25 protein-coding genes are annotated in these 18,710 nt (G+C 69.2%); 14 read left to right on the top strand and 11 right to left on the bottom strand.

All coding sequences use genetic code 11. The features are described from left to right. Positions 1-226: 226 nt before the first annotated feature. A complete protein-coding gene (locus ACZ7KI_RS06965) occupies positions 227-535 on the bottom strand; it encodes a hypothetical protein (protein ID WP_470272262.1) in 309 nt (102 codons plus the stop codon). A gap of 34 nt (positions 536-569) precedes the next feature. Next, positions 570-1,040 (bottom strand): hotdog fold domain-containing protein, encoded by a 471-nt coding sequence (locus tag ACZ7KI_RS06960; RefSeq protein ID WP_101610400.1) that lies wholly within the window; start codon positions 1,038-1,040, stop codon positions 570-572. Positions 1,041-1,102: 62 nt separating this feature from the next. Here ACZ7KI_RS06960 and ACZ7KI_RS06955 point away from each other — a divergent pair, with 62 nt between their 5' ends. Together ACZ7KI_RS06955 and ACZ7KI_RS06950 are read left to right on the top strand one after the other, a co-directional pair. Then, positions 1,103-1,696 (top strand): acid phosphatase, encoded by a 594-nt coding sequence (locus tag ACZ7KI_RS06955; RefSeq protein ID WP_465503826.1) that lies wholly within the window; start codon positions 1,103-1,105, stop codon positions 1,694-1,696. Further along, positions 1,696-2,178, top strand: a complete 483-nt coding sequence (locus tag ACZ7KI_RS06950; RefSeq protein ID WP_470272261.1) for a GNAT family N-acetyltransferase — start codon at positions 1,696-1,698, stop codon at positions 2,176-2,178. The genes ACZ7KI_RS06955 and ACZ7KI_RS06950 overlap by 1 nt, the downstream gene beginning before the upstream one ends. Before the next feature lie 7 nt (positions 2,179-2,185). On the opposite strand, the gene ACZ7KI_RS06945 is transcribed toward ACZ7KI_RS06950, so the two are convergent. Beyond that, positions 2,186-2,686, bottom strand: coding sequence for a hypothetical protein (locus tag ACZ7KI_RS06945; RefSeq protein ID WP_470272260.1), 501 nt, complete (start codon positions 2,684-2,686; stop codon positions 2,186-2,188). 278 nt (positions 2,687-2,964) lie between these two features. Here ACZ7KI_RS06945 and ACZ7KI_RS06940 point away from each other — a divergent pair, with 278 nt between their 5' ends. Next, the gene (locus ACZ7KI_RS06940) at positions 2,965-3,891 is read left to right on the top strand and encodes a diacylglycerol/lipid kinase family protein (RefSeq protein WP_470272259.1); all 927 of its coding nucleotides are present in this window, start codon (positions 2,965-2,967) and stop codon (positions 3,889-3,891) included. Between the two features lie 273 nt (positions 3,892-4,164). Beyond that, a complete protein-coding gene (locus ACZ7KI_RS06935) occupies positions 4,165-4,419 on the top strand; it encodes a WhiB family transcriptional regulator (RefSeq protein ID WP_037306843.1) in 255 nt (84 codons plus the stop codon). Between the two features lie 290 nt (positions 4,420-4,709). Here the strand turns inward: ACZ7KI_RS06935 and ACZ7KI_RS06930 are convergent, their stop codons facing one another. Further along, the gene (locus ACZ7KI_RS06930) at positions 4,710-6,233 is read right to left on the bottom strand and encodes a sensor histidine kinase (RefSeq protein WP_470272258.1); all 1,524 of its coding nucleotides are present in this window, start codon (positions 6,231-6,233) and stop codon (positions 4,710-4,712) included. Between the two features lie 106 nt (positions 6,234-6,339). Here ACZ7KI_RS06930 and ACZ7KI_RS06925 point away from each other — a divergent pair, with 106 nt between their 5' ends. Further along, positions 6,340-6,414, top strand: coding sequence for a 50S ribosomal protein bL37 (locus ACZ7KI_RS06925; protein ID WP_098515123.1), 75 nt, complete (start codon positions 6,340-6,342; stop codon positions 6,412-6,414). Positions 6,415-6,481: 67 nt separating this feature from the next. Here the strand turns inward: ACZ7KI_RS06925 and rsrA are convergent, their stop codons facing one another. Both rsrA and ACZ7KI_RS06915 read right to left on the bottom strand, forming a co-directional pair. Continuing rightward, complete coding sequence (rsrA, locus tag ACZ7KI_RS06920; RefSeq protein ID WP_470272257.1) at positions 6,482-6,805, bottom strand: mycothiol system anti-sigma-R factor; 324 nt, start codon at positions 6,803-6,805, stop codon at positions 6,482-6,484. After that, the gene (locus tag ACZ7KI_RS06915; RefSeq protein WP_465503944.1) at positions 6,802-7,440 is read right to left on the bottom strand and encodes a sigma-70 family RNA polymerase sigma factor; all 639 of its coding nucleotides are present in this window, start codon (positions 7,438-7,440) and stop codon (positions 6,802-6,804) included. The genes rsrA and ACZ7KI_RS06915 overlap by 4 nt, the downstream gene beginning before the upstream one ends. 190 nt (positions 7,441-7,630) lie before the next feature. On the opposite strand from ACZ7KI_RS06915, the gene ybaK reads away from it, so the two are divergent. Further along, entirely contained in the window at positions 7,631-8,107 is a 477-nt protein-coding gene (gene ybaK / locus ACZ7KI_RS06910) for a Cys-tRNA(Pro) deacylase (RefSeq protein ID WP_470272256.1), read from the top strand. A 185-nt stretch (positions 8,108-8,292) separates the two neighbouring features. After that, complete coding sequence (locus tag ACZ7KI_RS06905; protein WP_470272255.1) at positions 8,293-8,856, top strand: hypothetical protein; 564 nt, start codon at positions 8,293-8,295, stop codon at positions 8,854-8,856. Here the strand turns inward: ACZ7KI_RS06905 and ACZ7KI_RS06900 are convergent. Both ACZ7KI_RS06900 and ACZ7KI_RS06895 read right to left on the bottom strand, forming a co-directional pair. Then, a complete protein-coding gene (locus ACZ7KI_RS06900) occupies positions 8,806-9,414 on the bottom strand; it encodes an alpha/beta hydrolase family protein (RefSeq protein ID WP_470272254.1) in 609 nt (202 codons plus the stop codon). The two genes, ACZ7KI_RS06905 and ACZ7KI_RS06900, sit on opposite strands and share 51 nt — an antisense overlap. Beyond that, positions 9,411-10,169, bottom strand: coding sequence for an SOS response-associated peptidase (locus tag ACZ7KI_RS06895; protein WP_470272253.1), 759 nt, complete (start codon positions 10,167-10,169; stop codon positions 9,411-9,413). Before ACZ7KI_RS06895 ends, ACZ7KI_RS06900 begins: the two co-directional genes overlap by 4 nt. 101 nt (positions 10,170-10,270) lie before the next feature. On the opposite strand from ACZ7KI_RS06895, the gene rsgA reads away from it, so the two are divergent. The 5 genes from rsgA to ACZ7KI_RS06870 all read left to right on the top strand — a co-directional run bounded on the left by rsgA (position 10,271) and on the right by ACZ7KI_RS06870 (position 14,859). Continuing rightward, entirely contained in the window at positions 10,271-11,281 is a 1,011-nt protein-coding gene (rsgA, locus tag ACZ7KI_RS06890) for a ribosome small subunit-dependent GTPase A (protein WP_470272252.1), read from the top strand. A 62-nt stretch (positions 11,282-11,343) separates the two neighbouring features. Continuing rightward, on the top strand, positions 11,344-12,231 hold the full coding sequence (locus tag ACZ7KI_RS06885) for an SCO4651 family lipoprotein (protein WP_470272251.1): 888 nt from the start codon (positions 11,344-11,346) through the stop codon (positions 12,229-12,231). A 128-nt stretch (positions 12,232-12,359) separates the two neighbouring features. Next, on the top strand, positions 12,360-13,040 hold the full coding sequence (locus ACZ7KI_RS06880; RefSeq protein WP_470272250.1) for a hypothetical protein: 681 nt from the start codon (positions 12,360-12,362) through the stop codon (positions 13,038-13,040). Between the two features lie 72 nt (positions 13,041-13,112). Beyond that, positions 13,113-13,913, top strand: coding sequence for an SCO4651 family lipoprotein (locus tag ACZ7KI_RS06875; RefSeq protein ID WP_470272249.1), 801 nt, complete (start codon positions 13,113-13,115; stop codon positions 13,911-13,913). A 61-nt stretch (positions 13,914-13,974) separates the two neighbouring features. Then, positions 13,975-14,859, top strand: coding sequence for an NAD-dependent epimerase/dehydratase family protein (locus ACZ7KI_RS06870; protein ID WP_470272248.1), 885 nt, complete (start codon positions 13,975-13,977; stop codon positions 14,857-14,859). A 94-nt stretch (positions 14,860-14,953) separates the two neighbouring features. Here ACZ7KI_RS06870 and ACZ7KI_RS06865 read toward each other — a convergent pair whose 3' ends face one another. Both ACZ7KI_RS06865 and ACZ7KI_RS06860 read right to left on the bottom strand, forming a co-directional pair. Then, entirely contained in the window at positions 14,954-15,445 is a 492-nt protein-coding gene (locus ACZ7KI_RS06865) for a DUF6912 family protein (protein ID WP_470272247.1), read from the bottom strand. Continuing rightward, the gene (locus ACZ7KI_RS06860) at positions 15,442-16,848 is read right to left on the bottom strand and encodes a WS/DGAT/MGAT family O-acyltransferase (RefSeq protein WP_470272246.1); all 1,407 of its coding nucleotides are present in this window, start codon (positions 16,846-16,848) and stop codon (positions 15,442-15,444) included. The genes ACZ7KI_RS06865 and ACZ7KI_RS06860 overlap by 4 nt, the downstream gene beginning before the upstream one ends. Before the next feature lie 34 nt (positions 16,849-16,882). On the opposite strand from ACZ7KI_RS06860, the gene ACZ7KI_RS06855 reads away from it, so the two are divergent. Next, a complete protein-coding gene (locus ACZ7KI_RS06855) occupies positions 16,883-17,656 on the top strand; it encodes a TrmH family RNA methyltransferase (protein WP_470272245.1) in 774 nt (257 codons plus the stop codon). Here ACZ7KI_RS06855 and ACZ7KI_RS06850 read toward each other — a convergent pair. Then, positions 17,653-18,093, bottom strand: coding sequence for an HAD family hydrolase (locus tag ACZ7KI_RS06850; protein WP_470272244.1), 441 nt, complete (start codon positions 18,091-18,093; stop codon positions 17,653-17,655). The genes ACZ7KI_RS06855 and ACZ7KI_RS06850 overlap by 4 nt on opposite strands. Positions 18,094-18,183: 90 nt before the next feature. Here ACZ7KI_RS06850 and ACZ7KI_RS06845 point away from each other — a divergent pair, with 90 nt between their 5' ends. Continuing rightward, the gene (locus tag ACZ7KI_RS06845) at positions 18,184-18,699 is read left to right on the top strand and encodes an Rv3235 family protein (RefSeq protein ID WP_470272243.1); all 516 of its coding nucleotides are present in this window, start codon (positions 18,184-18,186) and stop codon (positions 18,697-18,699) included. Positions 18,700-18,710: the final 11 nt, after the last annotated feature.

Here is an 18,710-nt window from a genome sequence, read left to right as displayed (position 1 = left end):
CGTACCTCCCCCCCCCCTCCCCCCCCCCCCCCCCCCCCCCCCCCCCCCCCCCCCCCCCCCCCCCCCCCCCCCCCCCCCCCCCCCCCCCCCCCCCCCCCCAGCCGGTGTGACTGGTGGTGCTGTTGAGGCCGTGACGGCGCCCGGGGCGGGTGAAGGGAGCTTTGAGGGACTCTGAGTCCCTCAAGGAGTCCTTCACGGCCTAAAACACCCTTGGCCGGAACGACACTTACCGCTCACGACGCAAGTCGGCGAGGTGTTCGGTGACACGATCGAGGAACCTCCTCAGCGAGGTCAAAGTGACCACTTCGCCGGTCTCGAAGGAGACGCAGGGAGGCTTCTCGACATCAGGGTCGTATGCCGTGACCGTGACCAGCGCGTCACCCGGCAAGACTGCGCCCGCCGCGGACGTTCCACCCCACGAAGACGGAGCTGGTCGCGCCTCGCTCAGCTGATAGATCCAAGCCTCGTCGCCGTCCAGGCGGGTCGCCTGGACGCACAAGAGTTCGTCACCGTCCTCGAACACCTCGATCGCCATGCCGGAATCCTGGCATCCCGATCGGCGAAGGCGCTCACTTCTTCTTGGTCACCCAGATGGTGATGGTCGCGGTCACGACGGGCTTCCCGTTAGTGTCCGTGATCGTCACCGGCACGGGGAGCTCGAAGCCCTCGTCGCCGAATTCCGGCAACTCCGGCAGTTCGGCGACGGCCCGAAGGCCGGTTTCGGCCTTCGCCACATAGGAGACCGTCATCCCCTTGGGCAGCCAGCGGTGCGTCGTCGGGACGGTCGCCTCGGCGAGCATGCCCATGGCGATCTCGGCGAGGTTGCATGCCGCGATCGCGTGAAAAGTCTTGATGTGGTTGTAAACACCCCACCACTTCGGGGACGTCACCTCGCAGCGACCGGGACGCAGCTCGCGCACCGACGGGAGCACCGTCCGGAAGTACGGCACACGCAGGCACATCGCGGCCGAGAACAGCTGTTTGCCGACCGGCTTCCCGGCCAGCCTGTTCCACATCGCGTAGGTCGGATTCTGCGCCATCACGGTCTCCTCACCATGTTACTCATCAGTAGCATAACCGGACCGCAGGCTATATTCGCAACGTGGCTCATCGGCTCTTCCTCCTCCGGCATGGTCAGACCGAGTGGTCCGTCAACGGACGGCACACCGGCCGCACCGACATCCCGCTCACGCCCGCCGGCGAAGGGCAGGCCCGCGCCGCGGGCGGCACCTTGCGCGCCGTGCTCGGCGGTGCTCCCGCGCTCGTCCTCTCCAGCCCCCGCACCCGCGCGCTGCGGACGGCCGAACTGGCCGGGCTGCGCGTCGACGAGGTCACCGAAGAGCTGGCCGAATGGGATTACGGCGACTACGAAGGCGTCACCACCCCGGTGATCCGCGAGACCGTTCCCGGATGGACGGTCTGGTCGCATCCGATTCCCGGCGGCGAAAGCGCGGAGGACGTCAACACCCGCGCGGACAAGCTGATCGACCGCGTCCGCGAGCCGCTCGGCACGGGTGACGTGATCCTGGTCGGCCACGGCCACTTCAGCCGCGTCCTGGTCGCGCGCTGGATCGGGCTGCCGTCGACCGCGGGCGTCCACTTCGGACTCGACCCGGCCGGCGTCGCGGTGCTCGGCGACGAACGCGGCGAGCCCCAGATCGAACACCTCAACCTGCTCCCCACCACGGAGGATTAGTGTCCGACGAGCGCATCCGGCGCATCAAGGAAGAAGACGTCGACGCCGTCGTCCGGCTCGTCTACGACCTCGCCGAATTCGAACGCGCCCCCGACGAGTGCCACCTCACTCCCGGACAGCTGCGCACCGCGCTGTTCGGCGAGGCGCCGGCCCTGTTCGGGCACGTCGCCGAGGTCGACGGCGAAATCGTGGGCTACGCGCTCTGGTTCCTCAACTTCTCCACCTGGCGTGGGGTGCACGGCATCTACCTGGAGGACCTCTACGTCCGCCCCGAGCAGCGCGGCTCCGGCCTCGGCAAGGCCCTGCTGGCCACTCTCGCGGCGGTCTGCGTCGAGCGCGGTTACGCCCGCCTCGAATGGTCGGTGTTGAACTGGAATCCGGCACAGGGCTTCTACAAGTCGCTCGGCGCGGTGCCGATGGACGAGTGGACCGTGGACCGGCTCACCGACGAGCCGCTGAAGGCGCTCGCGGCCCAGGTCTAGCCGGGCTCTAGTCGCGCTCCTCGCGCTCCCGCCGGGCGGCACGGCCCGCGGCGCCGTCGCGTTCGGCTGCCTCTTCCTCGGTCTCGCCCTCCCGCAGCCCGAGCGCCCACGCGCGCGAGGGGCGGCGGAACAGCAGCACGATGACGAGGATGCCGACCAGACCCAGCGGCACGCCCCACACGGGCTGCCCGGACGGTCCGGCGCCGTACCAGCCGACGCCGATCAGGATGAGCCCGACGACCACCCCCGGCGACCTCGCCCAGGTCTTCCCCATGGCGAGCCCCGCGGCGCACGCGAGCGTGCCGGCGGCGAGGACGAGGTAATAGGCGACCTCGGCCACCAGGTTCTCCGGTCCGGCCTGGCCGTTGACCAGCAGCAGGACCGCGAACACGATGAGGGCGAGCCCGGGGAGCGCGGTGATGGCCCCGGCAAGGCGGACTTCACGGGGCGCGGGCGAGAGCTTGTCGGCGATGGACACGGCGAAACAGCCTTCCAGGCGTCCGGACACGGCGCTCCATCAGGGCGGGTCACCGTACGTGAGCACTTTCGATCGTATGACACCCGGTCGGCCGGTTTCCTCCGACCGCCGTGTGGGAAGAATTGGAGGCGTCGTCGATGAGCGGGCGGTCGGCCCGGGTGCACTTGTCACGACGCGCGACAGTCGCCGGCGATGAGGAGGAACGCCCGCCACAGGGTCATACGGTGTTGCTTCGAGGACGCACGGGCATTGAGCTTCGCGTCACCTGACGCTCCCCCCTACGGGCCGACGTCACTTACCCTGCGGTAGTGCGTGCCATCCTCGTCGTGAATCCCCAAGCCACCTCGACCACCGCCGGTGGCCGTGACGTGCTGGCCCACGCGCTGGCCAGCCAGGTGAAGCTCGACGTGGTGGAGACCGACTACCGCGGCCACGCGATGGCCGTGGCGCGCTCGGCCGCCCGTGACGGGATCGACCTGGTGGTCGCCCACGGCGGCGACGGCACGGTCAACGAGGTCGTCAACGGCCTCCTCGCGGACGCCGACGGCGATCCGGCCGAGATCGGCGACGCCCCCATGCTCGGTGTCGTACCGGGCGGCTCGGCGAACGTCTTCGCCCGCGCGCTGGGGATCGCGCACGATCCGGTGGAAGCGACCCATCAGCTCCTCAACGCCATCGAGAGCGACCGGAGCCGCAAAGTCGGCCTCGGGCTCGCCGACGGCCATTGGTTCACCTTCAACGCCGGCATGGGCTGGGACGCCGACGTCGTCGGCCGGGTGGCCAAGCGGCGGGGCAAGCAGACCACCGCGGGGCTCTACCTGAGGGCCGCCGTGGCGTCCCATCTCCGGCCTCCGCTCGGTCGTCCGCCCCTCACCGTGCGGATCCCGGGTGAGGAGCCCACCGAAGTGCTGACCGCTTTCGTGTCGAACACCGATCCGTGGAGTTACCTGGGTGACCGTCCCGTGCACCTGAACCCGGGCAGCTCGTTCGACACCGGATTGGGCCTTTTCGCGTTGAGCGGTCTGCGGTTGCCCACCGTGTTCAAGCATGTACGGCAGGCATTGCTCACGAAGAGCGACCAACGCGGACGACGTCTCCTTCGTCACGATGACCTGCCGATGATCCGCATCGACGCTGCTGAACCGGTAAACTTCCAGGTGGACGGCGACCTCGTCGGCCAGCGGACGAGGGTGGAGTTCTTCAGCGTCCCGGGAGCACTCACAGTAACCGTGTGACGACCGGACCGCTGATCGCCTGCGGCAAAGTGCTATCTGCCGTTCATCGACGCAGAACCTCCGCTCACCGCATCGGCCTTCCCAACGGGAGGCCGTTTCGGAACGAAACCGCAGGTCAGGAGCGTCGCTCGGCCGGGTGAGCTGACTCACCGATCTCCAGAAAACCCTTGTCGAAACGGGTGCTTCGTGAAAGCATTCACAAGCACCCAAAAAAACGACCGCCATGACGACTATGGCGCGGAGTACCGCGCCGTTATGAAGGAGCTCAGAAACATGGACTGGCGCCATGACGCGGCCTGCCGAGACGAGGACCCCGAGCTGTTCTTCCCCGTGGGAACCAGTGGTCCGGCTCTGTCGCAGGTAACGCAGGCGAAGGCCGTGTGCCACCGCTGCACCGTCGCATCCGACTGCTTGGCCTGGGCTTTGGCCAGCGGGCAGGACGCAGGCGTCTGGGGCGGGATGAGCGAGGACGAGCGACGGGCCCTGAAGCGCCGTCGTACGCACATCGGCACGCGTACCTCCGCCTGAGTCTTTCGGGACTCAGCACTCTTCATCACAGCAACCAAAAGCTACATCCAAGCTTCGGGCCAATCCCGCGGCGCAATGGCTGTATGGCCGTGCGCTGCGAGGTGACACGTACCCGACTTGAGCTTAACAAGCGAGGCCGACACACCCCCACGGGGGTATGGCTTCACAGGACTTTTCTCCAGTCCTCCCGCGGAACCGTTGCAGGGCCGGCGCCACTTCTCTTCGGGCGCCGGCCCTTAAACGTGTCCGGATCAGACGGTCCACAAAGGATGCTCAAAGGGGACAGTCCACTAGAGACGGCGGGAAAGCGGGATCCGCAAGGCCGCCTCGGTTCCCGCCCGGCGGCCGCCGGTTTCCTCTTGCTCCCCACGCAGTCCGCGAAGCGACAGCGAACCGCGTAGTTCCGACTCCACCAGCGTCCGAACGATCTGCAGCCCGAGGCCGTCGCTGCGTTCGAGGGAGAAGCCCGAAGGCAGTCCGCGCCCGTTGTCGCGGATGACGACGTCGAGCCAGCGGGCCGACCGTTCCACCTCGAGTTCGACCTTGCCCGGCCGTCCGCCGGGGAAGGCGTGCTCGATGGCGTTCTGGACCAGTTCGGCCAGCACCATCACCAGCGGCGTCGCGATCTCGGCGACGACGATGCCGAACGAGCCCTTGCGCGAAAGGCCGACCTGCGACTCGGCCGTCGCGACCTCGCCGACCATCGGCAGGACGTTGTCGAGCAGCTTGTCGAGGTCGACCCGCTCGTCGACGGAGATGGACAGCGCCTCGTGCACCATCGCGATCGACGAAACCCGGCGTACGGACTCACCGAGCGCGAGCCGCGCCTCCTCGCTGGAGGTCCGTCGCGACTGGAGCCGCAGGAGCGCGGCCACGGTCTGCAGGTTGTTCTTCACCCGATGGTGGATCTCGCGGATGGTCGCGTCCTTCGAAAGGAGGGCACGATCGCGACGCTTCACCTCGGTGACGTCGCGCACCAGCACCAGCGCACCGGCGGCCTGCCCGGCCGGGCGCAGCGGCAGCGCACGGAACAGCACGACGGCACCGCGGCGTGAATCCGCCTCCGTACGGCTGCTGGGCTTGCCGTCGAGTGCCTCGATGATCCGATGCGACACCTCGGTCGCGTCGAACGGGTCACGGATGAGCGAGCGGGTCAGCGGCGCGAGACGCTGCCCGACGAGGTCGGATTCGTGCCCCATCCGGTGATAGGCCGACAACCCGTTCGGGCTGGCGAAGACCACGGTGCCGGTCGGGTCGAGTCGGATCAGGCCGTCGCCGACCCGCGGGCTGGTGTGCGTGTCGGTCTGATTCCCCGGGCTGGGGAAGGTGCCGTCGACGATCATCTGGCACAGGTCGCCCGCGCTGCCCAGATAGGCGATCTCGAGCGGGCTCGGCACCCGCGAGGCCGCCAGGTTGGTCTCGCGGCTGAGAACGGCGATCACCGTGCCGCCGAACACCACCGGGATGGCCTCGCGGCGCATCGGCAGGTCGCGGTACCAGTGCGGATCCTCTTCACGGCAGATCCGCACCTCACGGCTCGCCTTGGCCAGCTGCGGATGCTCGTCCACGGTGAACCGGGAGCCGACGACGTCCTCCGGATGGGCCGTGGGCGCCGTCGTCGGGCGTGCGTGCGCGACGCAGACGTAGTCCCCGCCGTCGGGCTGCAGCTCCTCGGAGACGGCTACCCAGAGCAGGAAATCGGCGAAGGAAAGGTCGGCGAGCAGCTGCCATTCGGCGACCACGGTCTGGAGGTGGTCCGCGGCTTCGCCGGACAGACCGGTGTTCTCGGCGAGCAGATCGGAGAGGGTCGACACGTCCCCATCCAAGCAGGGTGGGAGCCGCATGACACACTGGAGAGGTTGACCCTGGCCCAGCGGTGTCGTATCACCCCGCGAGGGCCACTTGGACAAGGAGTGGAACATGTCGAAGCGCGCCCGCAAGCGTCGCGACCGTAAGAAGAACGGCGCGAACCACGGCAAGAAGCCCAACGCCTGATCATCGATCGGACGGCGAAGGCCCCCGCACCGGATTCGGTACGGGGGCCTTCGCGTGTCCGAAGTGGTTATTCGAAGGTCTGCTCGATCTTGACCTCGGTGCGCTCGATGGTGAGCGAGCCCTTGGTCTGCACGGTCTGGCGGATCGAGGCCCGCAGCCGGGACTTCAGCTCGTCCGGCGCGTGGTCACCACCGCATTTCCGGGCGAGCAGCTGCTTGATGTGCTCGTCGATGCCGTATTCCTCGAGGCACGGCGGGCAGTCCTCGATGTGCTTGCGCAGGGCCGCGTCGCGTTCGGCGCTGCACTCCTTGTCCAGCAGCAGGTAGATGTCGGCGAGGGCCTCTTCGCACTTGACCTTGTCGTCCGCGCCGCTGCAGTAGTCCCCGCTCATCGCCCCGCCACCTCCTGCTGTTTGCCGGCGCGGATGAAGCCCCGCTCGCGGGCGACGTCGGCGAGCAGGTCACGAAGCTGGGCACGGCCGCGGTGCAGCCGGGACATCACGGTGCCGATCGGCGTGTCCATGATCTCGGCGATCTCCTTGTACGCGAAACCTTCGACATCGGCGAGGTAGACCGCGAGGCGGAACTCCTCGGGCAGCTTCTGCAGCGCTTCCTTGACGTCGACGTCGGGCAGATTGTCCATCGCCTCGACCTCGGCCGAGCGCAGGCCGCTGGAGGTGTGACTCTCCGCCTTGGCGATCTGCCAGTCGGTGATCTCCTCGGTGGGCTGCTGCACCGGCTGGCGCTGACGCTTGCGGTAGCCGTTGATGTAGGTGTTCGTGAGGATGCGGTACATCCACGCCTTGAGGTTCGTACCCGCCTTGAAGGAGGCGAAAGCCGCGTACGCCTTCAGGTACGTCTCTTGAACGAGGTCCTCGGCGTCGGCGGGATTCCGGGTCATCCGCATGGCGGCCGAGTACAACTGGTCGAGCAGGGGCATCGCGTCCCGCTCGAAGCGCTCGGCCCGCACGGCCACCTCTTCGGCGTCCGTGCCCGTTTCCGGCGCGGGATTCTGCGTGCTCGGCAAACCGTTCCCTTCCCGATCGGCGTCGATGCGCTTGTGCGCATGAGACGTCGTCGAGTTTACGCGCGGGAGGATCACCTGGCCGCCCGGCGTGCGCGGGATCAGGATTCGGGGAGCTTCCAGTGTGGTGGACACGTGCCTTCCAACAGCGCGGCCCGGCCGGGCATTCCCGGCGCGCTCGTAGACTCCGCCCATGGCAGGCAAGGGAACCCCGGCGACGGCGCTGCTGGCGAAGCAGAAGGTGCCGCACGTGCTGCACGCGTACGACCACGACCCGCGAGCCGAGTCGTACGGTCTCGAAGCGGTCGAGGCGCTGGGGCTGGACCCCGCGCGCGTGTTCAAGACACTGGTCGCCGAGGTCGACGGGAAGCTGACCGTGGGCGTGGTCCCGGTCACCGGTCAGCTGGATCTGAAGGCGCTGGCCGCCGCCGCGGGCGGGAAGAAGGCGAAGATGGCCGACCCGGCCGCCGCGCAGCGCGCGACGGGGTACGTGCTCGGCGGGATCTCGCCGCTCGGGCACCGGAGCCGGCTCCCGGTGGTGATCGACGCCTCGGCGGAGAAGTTCGAGACCGTGCACTGCTCGGCCGGGCGCCGAGGCCTGGAGGTCGAACTCGCGCCTGCCGACCTGGTGCGGCTCACCGGCGCCGTGGTGGCCCCGATCGCGAGCTGACCCGTCTCGCGTTTAGTCCTCTGAATGCGGTAGTTGCACGCGCAAGGACCGCATTCAGAGGACTAAACGCGGTAGGGCGACTCACCCTCACGAGGGAGGAAGATCGTCCCGCGGCGGGAAGAGCATCCGACCGGACTCGGGAATCGTCATCGGTAAGCGAACGACGACTCCTGGGGAGCCCCGAAATGACCAACACCGTGCCCGGCGTACCGAGATGGGCGAACGTCGCCGCCCATGCGACGTTGCTGGCGACCCTGCCGTCCGGGCTGTGGCGGATCGCGATGGGACTGGGCATCCCGGTCGGGTTCACCGCGCAAGGATTGGTGGAGTTCGGCATCCCCGGCTGGGGCACGGCCTACGTCTTCGGACTGAGCCTCCTCGCCGAGACGCTCGCGTTCCTCACCCTCGGCCTCGTCCGGCCGTGGGGTGAGGTGTGGCCACGCTGGATCCCGGGATTGCGCGGCCGTCCGATCCCGCCGCTCGCGGCGATCATCCCGGCCGCGGCGGGGGCGATCGCCCTGACCGCGCTGGGTGTCCAGGGGCTGTTCGGCTGGGCGGAGGCCGGTTCCTCGATGTCGCCGGGGAGCTGGGAGACCTCGCCGGTCTACGGCGCCGTGATGGCCGCCTGCTACGCCCCGCTCCTGCTCTGGGGTCCGCTGCTGGCAGCCGTCACCGTGCACTATGCCCGGCGACGCCACTCAGGTGAGCGGCCGCAGCACTCGCTCGAGCCACTCGGCGGCCGCGCGTGACACGCCTTCGAGGTCGGCGCTGAGGTTGTGGTCGCCCTTGAGCACCACGATCTCGTGATGCGGGCCGCCTTTGGGCAGGCCGAAGGGGTCACGTTCGCCCTGGATCACCAGGGTCGGCACCTCGACGGCGTCCAGCTCGGCCTGCCGGGTCTTCTCCGGCTTCCCCGGCGGATGTTCGGGGAAGGCCAGGCAGAGCACCGCCGACGCCTGCCCCGCCGCGGCCGTCCGGCAAGCGACACGCGCGCCGGAGGACCGGCCGCCGAACACGATCGGGAGATCGTCGAACCGGGCGGAGATCTCGTCGGCCACGGTGAGCCAGGCGGTGTCCAGCTGCGCGGCCGGTGCGGGCGCCCGGCGGCCGGCGACCCGGTACGGCTGCTCGACGAGCGCGACGTGCACACCTGCGGCCTGCGCCGCCCGCGTGACCGCCACCAGGTCCTTCGCGCCGATCCCGCCACCAGCGCCGTGGCCGAGCATCAGCACCGCGACCCCCTCCTCGGCACAGTGCAGCTCGGCCCGCGCGGGGCCGTGGGCGGTGTCGATCTCCAGCTTCGTCATGAGTTCGGCAGGTCGAACAGGGCGCTGTCGGCGGCGGGTTCGACGCGGTCGAGCAGCTCCGGACCGTTGTTGCGGACGTTGTTGACCAGACTGGACACCGGCCGCAGCTCGATCGTGTCGACCAGTTCCGCCGGGGGCGGGACGAGCAGTTCGGTGACGTCGGACAGGTCGGGGTCGAGCCAGGTGTCCCACTTCTCGCGCGGCATCAGCAGCGGCATGCGGTGGTGGATGTCGGTGAGCCTGCCGACCGAGTCCGTGGTGATCACCGAGAAGGTGATCAGCGGATCCGCGTCCTTGTCGTCCTTCGGCCGCCAGGTTTCCCAGATACCGGCGAAGGCGAGCGAAGCGTCATCGGGGCCTGTCATGAAGAAGGGCTGCTTCTCCTTGCCGTCGCGGCGCCACTCGTACCAGCCGTCGGCGGGGACCAGGCAGCGCCGTGCGGAGACCGCCTTCTTGAAGGACGGCTTCTCCTTGGCGGTCTCGGCTCGCGTGTTGATCATCTTCGAGCCGACGCCCGGGTCCTTCGCCCAGAACGGGACCAGGCCCCAGCGCATCATCCGCAGCGACCGGACGGCAGGCTCGTCTTCGAGCACCGCGCCGTCGGCGTCCCGGGGATGCCGCTGCACCACGGTGGCGACCTCCTTGGTCGGCGCCACGTTGTGATCGGTCCGGATCCGGCCTTCGGTCAGGTCCACCGCGGCGAACTCGTCGATCAGCGCGGCGGGGTCCTTCGTGGCGGCATAGCGCCCGCACATGCGAAAACCTCCTCGTCGAAGAGCCATCGTTACACGCTCGCCAGGCGATGGCGAGCGGCATGGGATCATTCTTCCGCGGTGTTCGAAGAGCAGGAGGCGGTTTGTCGGGCAAGGACTGGCGCAGGCTGGACGAATCCGATGTGCGGATCCGTCCCGGCAAGGGCACCAGACCGCGCAGCAAACGTCGTCCCGAGCACGCCGACGCCTCCACCGCGATGGTCATCGGGAAGGACCGCGGGCGCTGGACCTGCGCGATCGACTCGGATCCGGACCGGGTCGTCACCGCGATGCGGGCCCGCGAAATGGGCAGGGTCTCGGTCGTCGTCGGCGACACCGTCGGCATCGTCGGCGACGTGAGCGGCAAGCCGGACACCCTCGCCCGGATCATCCGGGTGGATGAACGCTCCAGCGTGCTCCGCCGGACCGCGGACGACACCGATCCCTACGAACGGGTGGTCGTCGCCAACGCCGAACAGCTGCTGATCGTGACCGCACTGGCCGATCCCCCGCCGCGCACCGGATTCATCGACCGCTGTCTCGTCGCCTGCTACGCGGGCGGACTCGAGCCGGTCCTGTGCCTGACGAAGGCCGACCTCGCGAGCCCGGACGAACTCCTCGCCGGTTACGCGGGCCTCGACATCCCGGCCGTGGTCACCCGGCACGACGAACACCCGGACGAACTGGCCGGACGGCTCAAGGACCGGGTCACCGCGCTGGTCGGGCATTCCGGGGTCGGGAAGTCCACTTTGGTCAACCGGCTGGTGCCGGACGCCGGGCTGGCGACCGGGGTGGTCAGCGCGGTCGGCAAGGGCAGGCATACGTCGGTCGCGGCGGTCGCGCTCTCGCTGCCCGGCGGCGGCTGGGTCGTCGACACCCCCGGCATCCGCTCATTCGGTCTCGCCCACGTGACGGCGGACGACATCGTGCTCGCGTTCGAGGAGTTCGCCGAAGCGGCCGAGGAGTGCCCCTCGGGCTGCGGTCACCTCGGACCGCCGTCGGATCCGGACTGCGCCCTCGACGACGTGGTCACGGAGGGTCACGCGAGCCCGGAGCGGCTAGGCTCCTTGCGTCGCCTTTTGGGCTCCCGAGCCGGGCATGACGACGAGCGGTAACTAAATTCGCGCTGGTGCGATACCCCGTTCGGATCAGATCAACTTTTTCTGAGGGGTTCACTTTGAAGCGCGTAACCAAGCTCGCCGCGGTGACCGTGGCACTGGCCCTCGTGGTCACCGGCTGCGGCGCCCGCCCGAGTGCGACCGGCGAGAACAAGGGCGTCGAGAACAAGGGCGGCGAGCTGGCGCTGGCCACCCCGTTCACCGACGCGCTCGGGCTGGTCGAGGCCGCGAAGCAGGGCACGGCGAAGAGCAAGTCCTCCAAAACGACCGTCGACAGCATGATCGGCAACAAGGTCACGGGCACCTTGACGGCGTACTACGACGGTCCCGCCTCGAAGATCGAAGCGAACATGACCGTCGACGGCGAACAGGGCATCCTGCGGCTGGTGAACCGGACGCTGTTCCTCAAGCTGCCGCCTTCCGAGAAAGCCGAGCTCAAGACGGACAAGAACTGGGGGAAGGTCGACCTGGACAGCGAAGACCCCCAGGCCAAGGCCTTCGGGAAGGCCATGGTGAAGTCGTTCGAGATGGGCGATCCGGCGAAGCAGCTGGAACTGATCGAGAAGACCGGCCGCATCGTCCGTTCGGAGCAGACCCAGCTGAACGGCGTGCCGGTGAACCACTACTTCGTGGAATTCGACGTCAAGAAGCAGATCGCCCTGTTCCTCGGCGATGACGTCCCCGCCGACCAGCGGGCGAAGCTCGAGAAGCGGTTGGAGGGCAAGGATCTGCGTGTCCCCGCGGAAATGTGGCTCAACGCCGAGCAGCTTCCGCTGAAGATGACCATGGACATGACCTCGTTCCTGAAGTCTGCGGGCAGCGCCATCGAGGGTGAGGCCAAGGCGACCTACACCTACAGCGACTGGGGCGTGCCGGTGGAGGTCACTCCGCCACCGGCCGACGAGGTGGGCGACTACGCCGAAATGAACAAGAAGGCAGGTCGCTAGACCTCGCTCCGCGTGAAGGCCCCTTCCCTCGGCCCTGTTTTCGAGTGACCGCCGAGGGAAGGGGGCCTTCACGCGCCGGCGTTCTCTGGCTACGGTGGTGGTACAGACCATTCACCCGAGGGAGTCCTATGCGTGCCACCGGATTCGCCGCCGTCTGTACCGCCATCCTCCTGTTGGGCGGTTGTTCCGGGGAAGAGAAACCGGTGGCGAAGCCGGTCACCGACGCGGCTCAGCTGGCCTCGGTCGCCGCCGCCGGCACGCAGAAGGCACGCTCGTCGAAGGTGGCGCTGGAGACCACCGCCGAGGACGGCCGCAAGGTCGCGGTGACCAGTTCCGGGCTTTACGAGGGATCGAACAGCAAGTTCTCCATGGTCGCCGAGATCGACGGCGAGAAACGGGATCTGATCTTCGCCGACGGCGTCCTCTACTACCACCTGTCCGACGCGCAGCTCCAGGAACTCAAGACCGGCAAGGAATGGGTCAAGATCACCGCCGGTGGCAAGGACACGATCTCCGCGGCCCATGGCGAGCTGATGACGAAGGTCGTCGAGACGATGGATCCGACGCGCACGATCGACCGGATCTCGAAGTCCGGCAAGGTCGTCAAATCCGAGCAGGCCGACGTGAACGGTACGGCCACCACGCATTACGTCCTCGACCTCGGCGGCGCCCCCGCCGAAATATGGCTCGACGCCGAGCAACGCCCGGTTCAGGTCACCTTCGGCAAGTCCACGGTCAACTACGACAGCTGGGCCTCGGACGTGGTGATCATCGCGCCGCCGCCCGAGGCGATCGGCGACAGCCGCTGAGCCGTTCCCCCGATCGGGGCGAGGTCCGCGGCTGTGTTTCGCTTGGGTGCCCGCACTTGAAAGCAGGTCCTCATGCGGAGAACGGCCCTGTCCACCGTCGTGTTCGTACTCGGCGCCCTGCTCGGCGCTTGCGACGGCGAAACCACCGCGTTCGCCGACGCCCGCGCTCTCGCGGACGGGACCACGTCCGCCATCGACGGCAAGGCCGCGAAGTTCGCCACGGACGTCACGGCGGGAGCGATGCGCTCGAAGAGCCAAGGCCAGGCCAGGGTCGCGCGAGCGGGTACCGCACTGGCCATGACCACGGACTTCCTCGGCGAACCGCTCGAACTCCGGCTGGTCGACAAGATCGTCTTCGCCAAGGTGCCCGAGAGCGCCCGTGAAGACATTCCCGGCGGCAAGCCGTGGGTCAAGGTCTCCGCCAACGGCGCGGACCCGTTCTCGCAGGTCGCCGGCGGCAGTATCGACCAGCTGGCGAAACAGAACGATCCCGGTCGCGCGCTCGACCAGATCCGGCGCGCGGGCACCCTCGTCGAGTCCGGGCACACCGAACTCGACGGCGTGTCCGCCGAGCGCTACCGGCTGGACATCGACGTGGCCGCGCTGGGCGGCGATCTGCCCGCCGGGTTGTCGGCCGAGGCCGTGGGGGAACTGGGCGGCAAGCTCGGGAAGCTCCCCATGGAGCTCTGGCTCGACGACGCGCACCAGCCGTTGCAGGTCATGCTCGACCTCGCCCCCGTCCTCGCCGCCTCGGGTGTCCCGGACAGCGCGATGGCCAGGATCGTCACGCGCTACACCGAATGGGGCACGCAGGACCCTCTTTACATCCAGGCACCGCCGCCGGACCAGGTCGGCGAGATCCCGGGCGGCTGAGCCTGTCACGTTCCTCCCGCGCGTCCCGTCCCCATCGTGAAGGCGAACAGGAGGGACGAACATGCGCGTGATGGTGATCGGGGCGACGGGCGTGCTGGGACGGCCGCTGGTGCGGCGGCTGCTGGCCGAGGGTCACGAGGTGAGCGGACTGGCCCGCGGCGAGGACCGGGTCGCGGCCGTACGCGCGACCGGCGCGAAACCGGTGACGGGCTCGTTGTTCGACGTCGATTCCCTGGCCGCGGCGCTGCGCGGGCACGACGCGGTGGTGAACGTCGCGACCCGGATCCCGGACGCTCGCCGGGCGATGAGGCTGTCCGGCTGGGCGGAGAACGACCGTGTGCGGATCGAGGGCAGCCGGACGCTCGCGGCCGCCGTTCGACGGGTCGACGAGCTGGGAATCGTTGTGCAGGAAGGGATTTCTTTCGTCTACGCCGACGGCGGCGATCGCGAACTCGACGAGGACGCGCCTCTGGCGCTTCGCGACAACATCGCGTCCTCGACGGTGGCGCACGCGAACATCGCGGAGCTGGCGGACGAGGGCCGCACCGCGATCCGGCTGCGGATCGGGTCACTGGTCGCCGACGACGCGATGACCAAGACCATGCTCGCCGCCGCGCGGCGCGGTTCGCCGCTGATCATCGGTCGCCGTACCGACTGGACGGCGCCGATCCACCCGGACGACGCGGCGGCGGGGGCGATCGCGGCACTGCGAGCGCCGAGCGGCGTCTACAACCTGGCGGCGGATCCGGTGCGGAAGCAGGAACTCGGTGAAGCGATGGCCGCCGCGGCCGGTGTCCGGCGGCCACGCGCGCTGCCGAAGTGGCTGGCGAACCGGCTGGGCATGATGTCGGTACTGGCGCGCTCACAGCGGGTAGTCTCGACCCGGCTCACCGAGGCGACCGGATGGCGCCCCGAACGCCCGGTGCCCGGCCCCTCCTGGTTCTAGCTCCCCTCCCCTGGCGCGTTTCGTCCTCTCAATGCGGTAGTTGCGCGTGCAAGGACCGCAATTAGAGGACGAAACGCGCGCGGGCGGAGGGGTGTCAGAGGAGTTCGAGCAGGAAGGGGAGTTCCTGGGGCGCGTACCAGGCGAGTTCGTGGTCTTCGGCGTCGCCGAGGGTGAACTCCGCGTCCGGGTCGCCGAGGTCGGCCTGGTCGATCACCGCGGCCGCGGCCTGCACGGACTCGGCGGCTTCGGCCGCGTCGACGTGGATCGCGGCGACGTCGGCGATCTTCACCGGCCCGGACAGCCGGACGACGGGGGCGTCGAGATCCGGGCGCAGCGTGACGTCGTCGATATCGGCCGAGATCACCACCCGCCTCGGCTCGGGCTTCTCCTCGGCCGCGATCAGCCGGAGCGACGCCCTGGCCGCGTCGAGCAGCGCGGCGTACTCGAGTTCCTCGTCGGAGCCGCTGGCGTAGGACTCCCGCAACGCCGGGGTCAGCGCGAACCCGGTACCGCTGCGCGCCCGGAATTCACCGGCGGTCTCGAGATCACGAAGCATCGCGATCGTCCCGGGTAGATAGACCCTCACCAGTGCGCACCCTTCAGCTCTTCCAACGATTCCTCGATCATCCCGGCGAGCAGGTCCACATCGGACACGGCTTTGCGGTCGCCGTTCAGTCCGAAGTAGACACCCCCGTGATACGAGGTGACCCCGATCGCCAGCGCCTGATTGCGCACCAGCGGCATGACCGGGTACATCTCCACCATCTTCGCCTGTCCCGCGTAGAGCGGCACCTGCGGGCCCGGCGAATTCGTGATCAGCACGTTGAAGATGCGCCCCGACATCGATCCGGCGGCCCGCGCGCCCAGCGAATGCAGCGTCGCGGGCGCGAAGCCACCGACCGTCAGCAGCCCGCGCGCGGCGACCGACCGGCCGGAGTCGAGGTGATCCGCCATCGCGTGACCGATGTGCTGCAGCCGCAGGACGGCGTTCGGCTCGCCCACGGGAAGGTCGATCAGGTAGGCGTCGACCTGGTTCCCCACTAGCGCCGGCGTCGAATACTCGGCCGTCTCGGCGTCACGCACGGCCATCGGGACCAGCGCGCGCAGCGTGGTCGTCGCGGTCAGGTTCGAGCCGCGGGAGAGCAGCCACTCGCGCAGTGCGCCGGTGATCGCGGCCAGCACCGCGTCGTTGACCGTGCCGCCGTGCGCGGCGCGGACCTTGCGGAAGTCCTCCAGCCGCGTGCGGACCACGGCGAACACGCGCCCGCCGGAAGTGCGGACGTTGAGCGGTCCGGACGGCGCCGGATGGACCATGGTCTTCAACGCCGACGCGACGTCGCCGACCGTCTCGGTGACCTTGCCCGCCATCGCGGTGGCGTCGTGGGCGATGGACCGGACGTTCTCGACCAGTTCGGTCGGCCGCTGCACGGTCTCGGCGACCGCGTCGAGGATCAGCTGCGTACGGCTCGGCTCGCGGCGTGGATGCCAGTTGTCGTCGAAGGGTTCCGGCTCCTGCGGGGTGGCGTCGAGGATCAGCTGCCCGAGCTCGATGGTGCCCAGCCCGTCCACAACGGACTGATGCGTCTTGGTCACCAGCGCGACGCGGTCCCCCGCGAGCCCCTCGACGAAGTACGCCTCCCAGAGCGGCCTTCCCGGATCGAGCCGCCTCGACATCAGCCGGGCCACGAGGTCGAACAGCTGCCCGTCGGAACCCGGCTGCGGCAGCGCGGACCGGCGGACGTGGTAGCTGAGATCGAAGTCGACGTCGTCGACCCACACCGGCCGGGCGAGGTGACCCGGGACCTCCAGTACCCGCTGCCGGTAGCGCGGCAGGAACGACAGGCGCTGCCCGATCAGGTCGAGCAGCTGCTCGTAGGTGAAGCCGTCACGCGGCCGTTCGAAGATCGCCACACCGCCGACGTGCATCGGGGTCGAGTGGTCTTCCACGTACAGGAACGAGGCGTCCAGCGCGGAGAGGCGGTCGGGCATGAGCCGATCCTTACATAGTGGGACACTCGCCGGTGTGGGTGATGAGTCGGTGATTTCGCCGAAGGACCGGTTCCTGACGGTGTACGGGCGGAAACCGGTGCTCGAGGCACTGGACGACGCGGCGCTCGAGGTGGACAAGGTGATTCTCGCCGACACCGTGCGAGGGCCGAACGCCGCCGAGATCCAGCGTGCCGCGAAGGCCGCCGGGGTGCCGGTGCAGCGGGCGAGCGCGCACCGCGTCAAGGTGCTGGCGGGCAACGGCAAGCAGGACCAGGGCGTCCTCGCCGACGTCGTCGCCCCGCGGATGCGGTCGCTGCACGCTGCCCTGTCCGACGGCAGGCCACCGTCGCGGGTGTTGCTGCTCGACGGGATCACCACGCCGGCGAACGTCGGGATGATCCTGCGCACGGCGACCGCCGCCGGGCTCGAAGGTGTCGTGGTGCCGCGGCGCGGAGTCGCCGCCCTCGACCCGATGGTGGTCAAGGCCTCGGCCGGGGTCGCGTTCCGCGCGCCGGTGCTGCGGTGCGGCAGCGCGCGCGAAGCCGCCGAGATGCTCACCGAAGCCGGGTATGGGATCTACGCGCTGGGTGCTTCGGCACGCGCTTCGGTGTTCGACGTCGAGCTGCCGCAGCGCGCGGCGTTCGTGCTGGGCGGGGAGACGAACGGCGTCAGCGCCGAGGTCGGCGAACTGGTGACGGAGTGGGTGTCGATCCCGATGCCGGGCGAGGTCGAGTCGCTCAACGTCTCCGCTGCCGCCGCCGTGCTGTCGTTCGAGCTGGTCCGGCGGGCTAACGGTTCGGCGGGCTAGCCGTCCGCCGCGAAGAGGGCGCTGAGCTCGCTCAGGGTCTCCTCGACCGACGTGTGGTGCACCCCCGCCATCCCGGCCGCCACCGCGGCACGGACGTTGTGCGCGGCGTCGTCGACGAACACGCACCGGTCCGCGGGTAGGTCGAGCAGCCCGGCGGTGAGCAGGTAGACCTCGCGTTCGGGTTTGGCGACGCCGACCTCGCCGGAGAAGACGAGCGCGTCGAAGAACGGGTCCAGCGCCTGTTTGGCCTCGTCCGACGCGCCGGGAGCGTTCGAGAGCAAGGCCGTTTTGATGCCGCGTTCCCTGGCGGCCCGCAGGAAGGCGTACAGCTCGTCCGCGTCGGCGTCCGTGAGCACCCCGACGTAGTCGACGACCAGCCCTTTCAGCACCAGCCCACCGTACCCCGGCCGTCCACAAGCGATTATCGCCCGTTTCATCCTCTCGGGCGGTTCCTGTCGCCTTGAGGACCGTCGCGAGCCCCTTAATTGCTGGGCGCGGCCGAGGGGTCCGCGAAGGGGGACGACCTGATGGCTTCGTACGTACTGAGACGGCTCAAATCGTGTGAACCGGCTTACCGGACCACGAACCGCCCGGATCGGCTGACACACCGGGTGCCGCCGCCGGACAACCAGCTCGTGCTGGACCTGCCGTTGCCCGGCGCAGGGCCCACGCAGGCACCACAGCCCCGGCAGGAGCCCGACGCACTGGACGGGCGGCAGGTGAGCAGGCTGCTGACGACCATCCTCGAAGCCTGCGACGGACGCCGCCCGGCGGTCCAGGTGCGGCCCATCCTCGACCCGGCGCTCCACAGCGCGCTGCTCGACCGCGGCCGTCGCCGTCCGCCGGGCGGCTACCGGCCGAAGTCGATCCACCTGTGTCATCCGGCGGACGGGGTCATCGAGGCCTGCGCGACCGTCGAGCAGAACAGTCGCTGCCTCGCGCTGGCCGCCCGCTTCGAACGGACGCCGACAGGTTGGGTGTGCACCCGTTTCCATTTGCTGAAGCCGCCGCGCCGCGTTTCCGCGCTTCGCCTGACGGCATGACAACGGCATGA

Source organism: Amycolatopsis sp. NPDC039088 (assembly GCF_055598845.1).
This window is presented reverse-complemented; position numbering and strand designations above follow the sequence as displayed.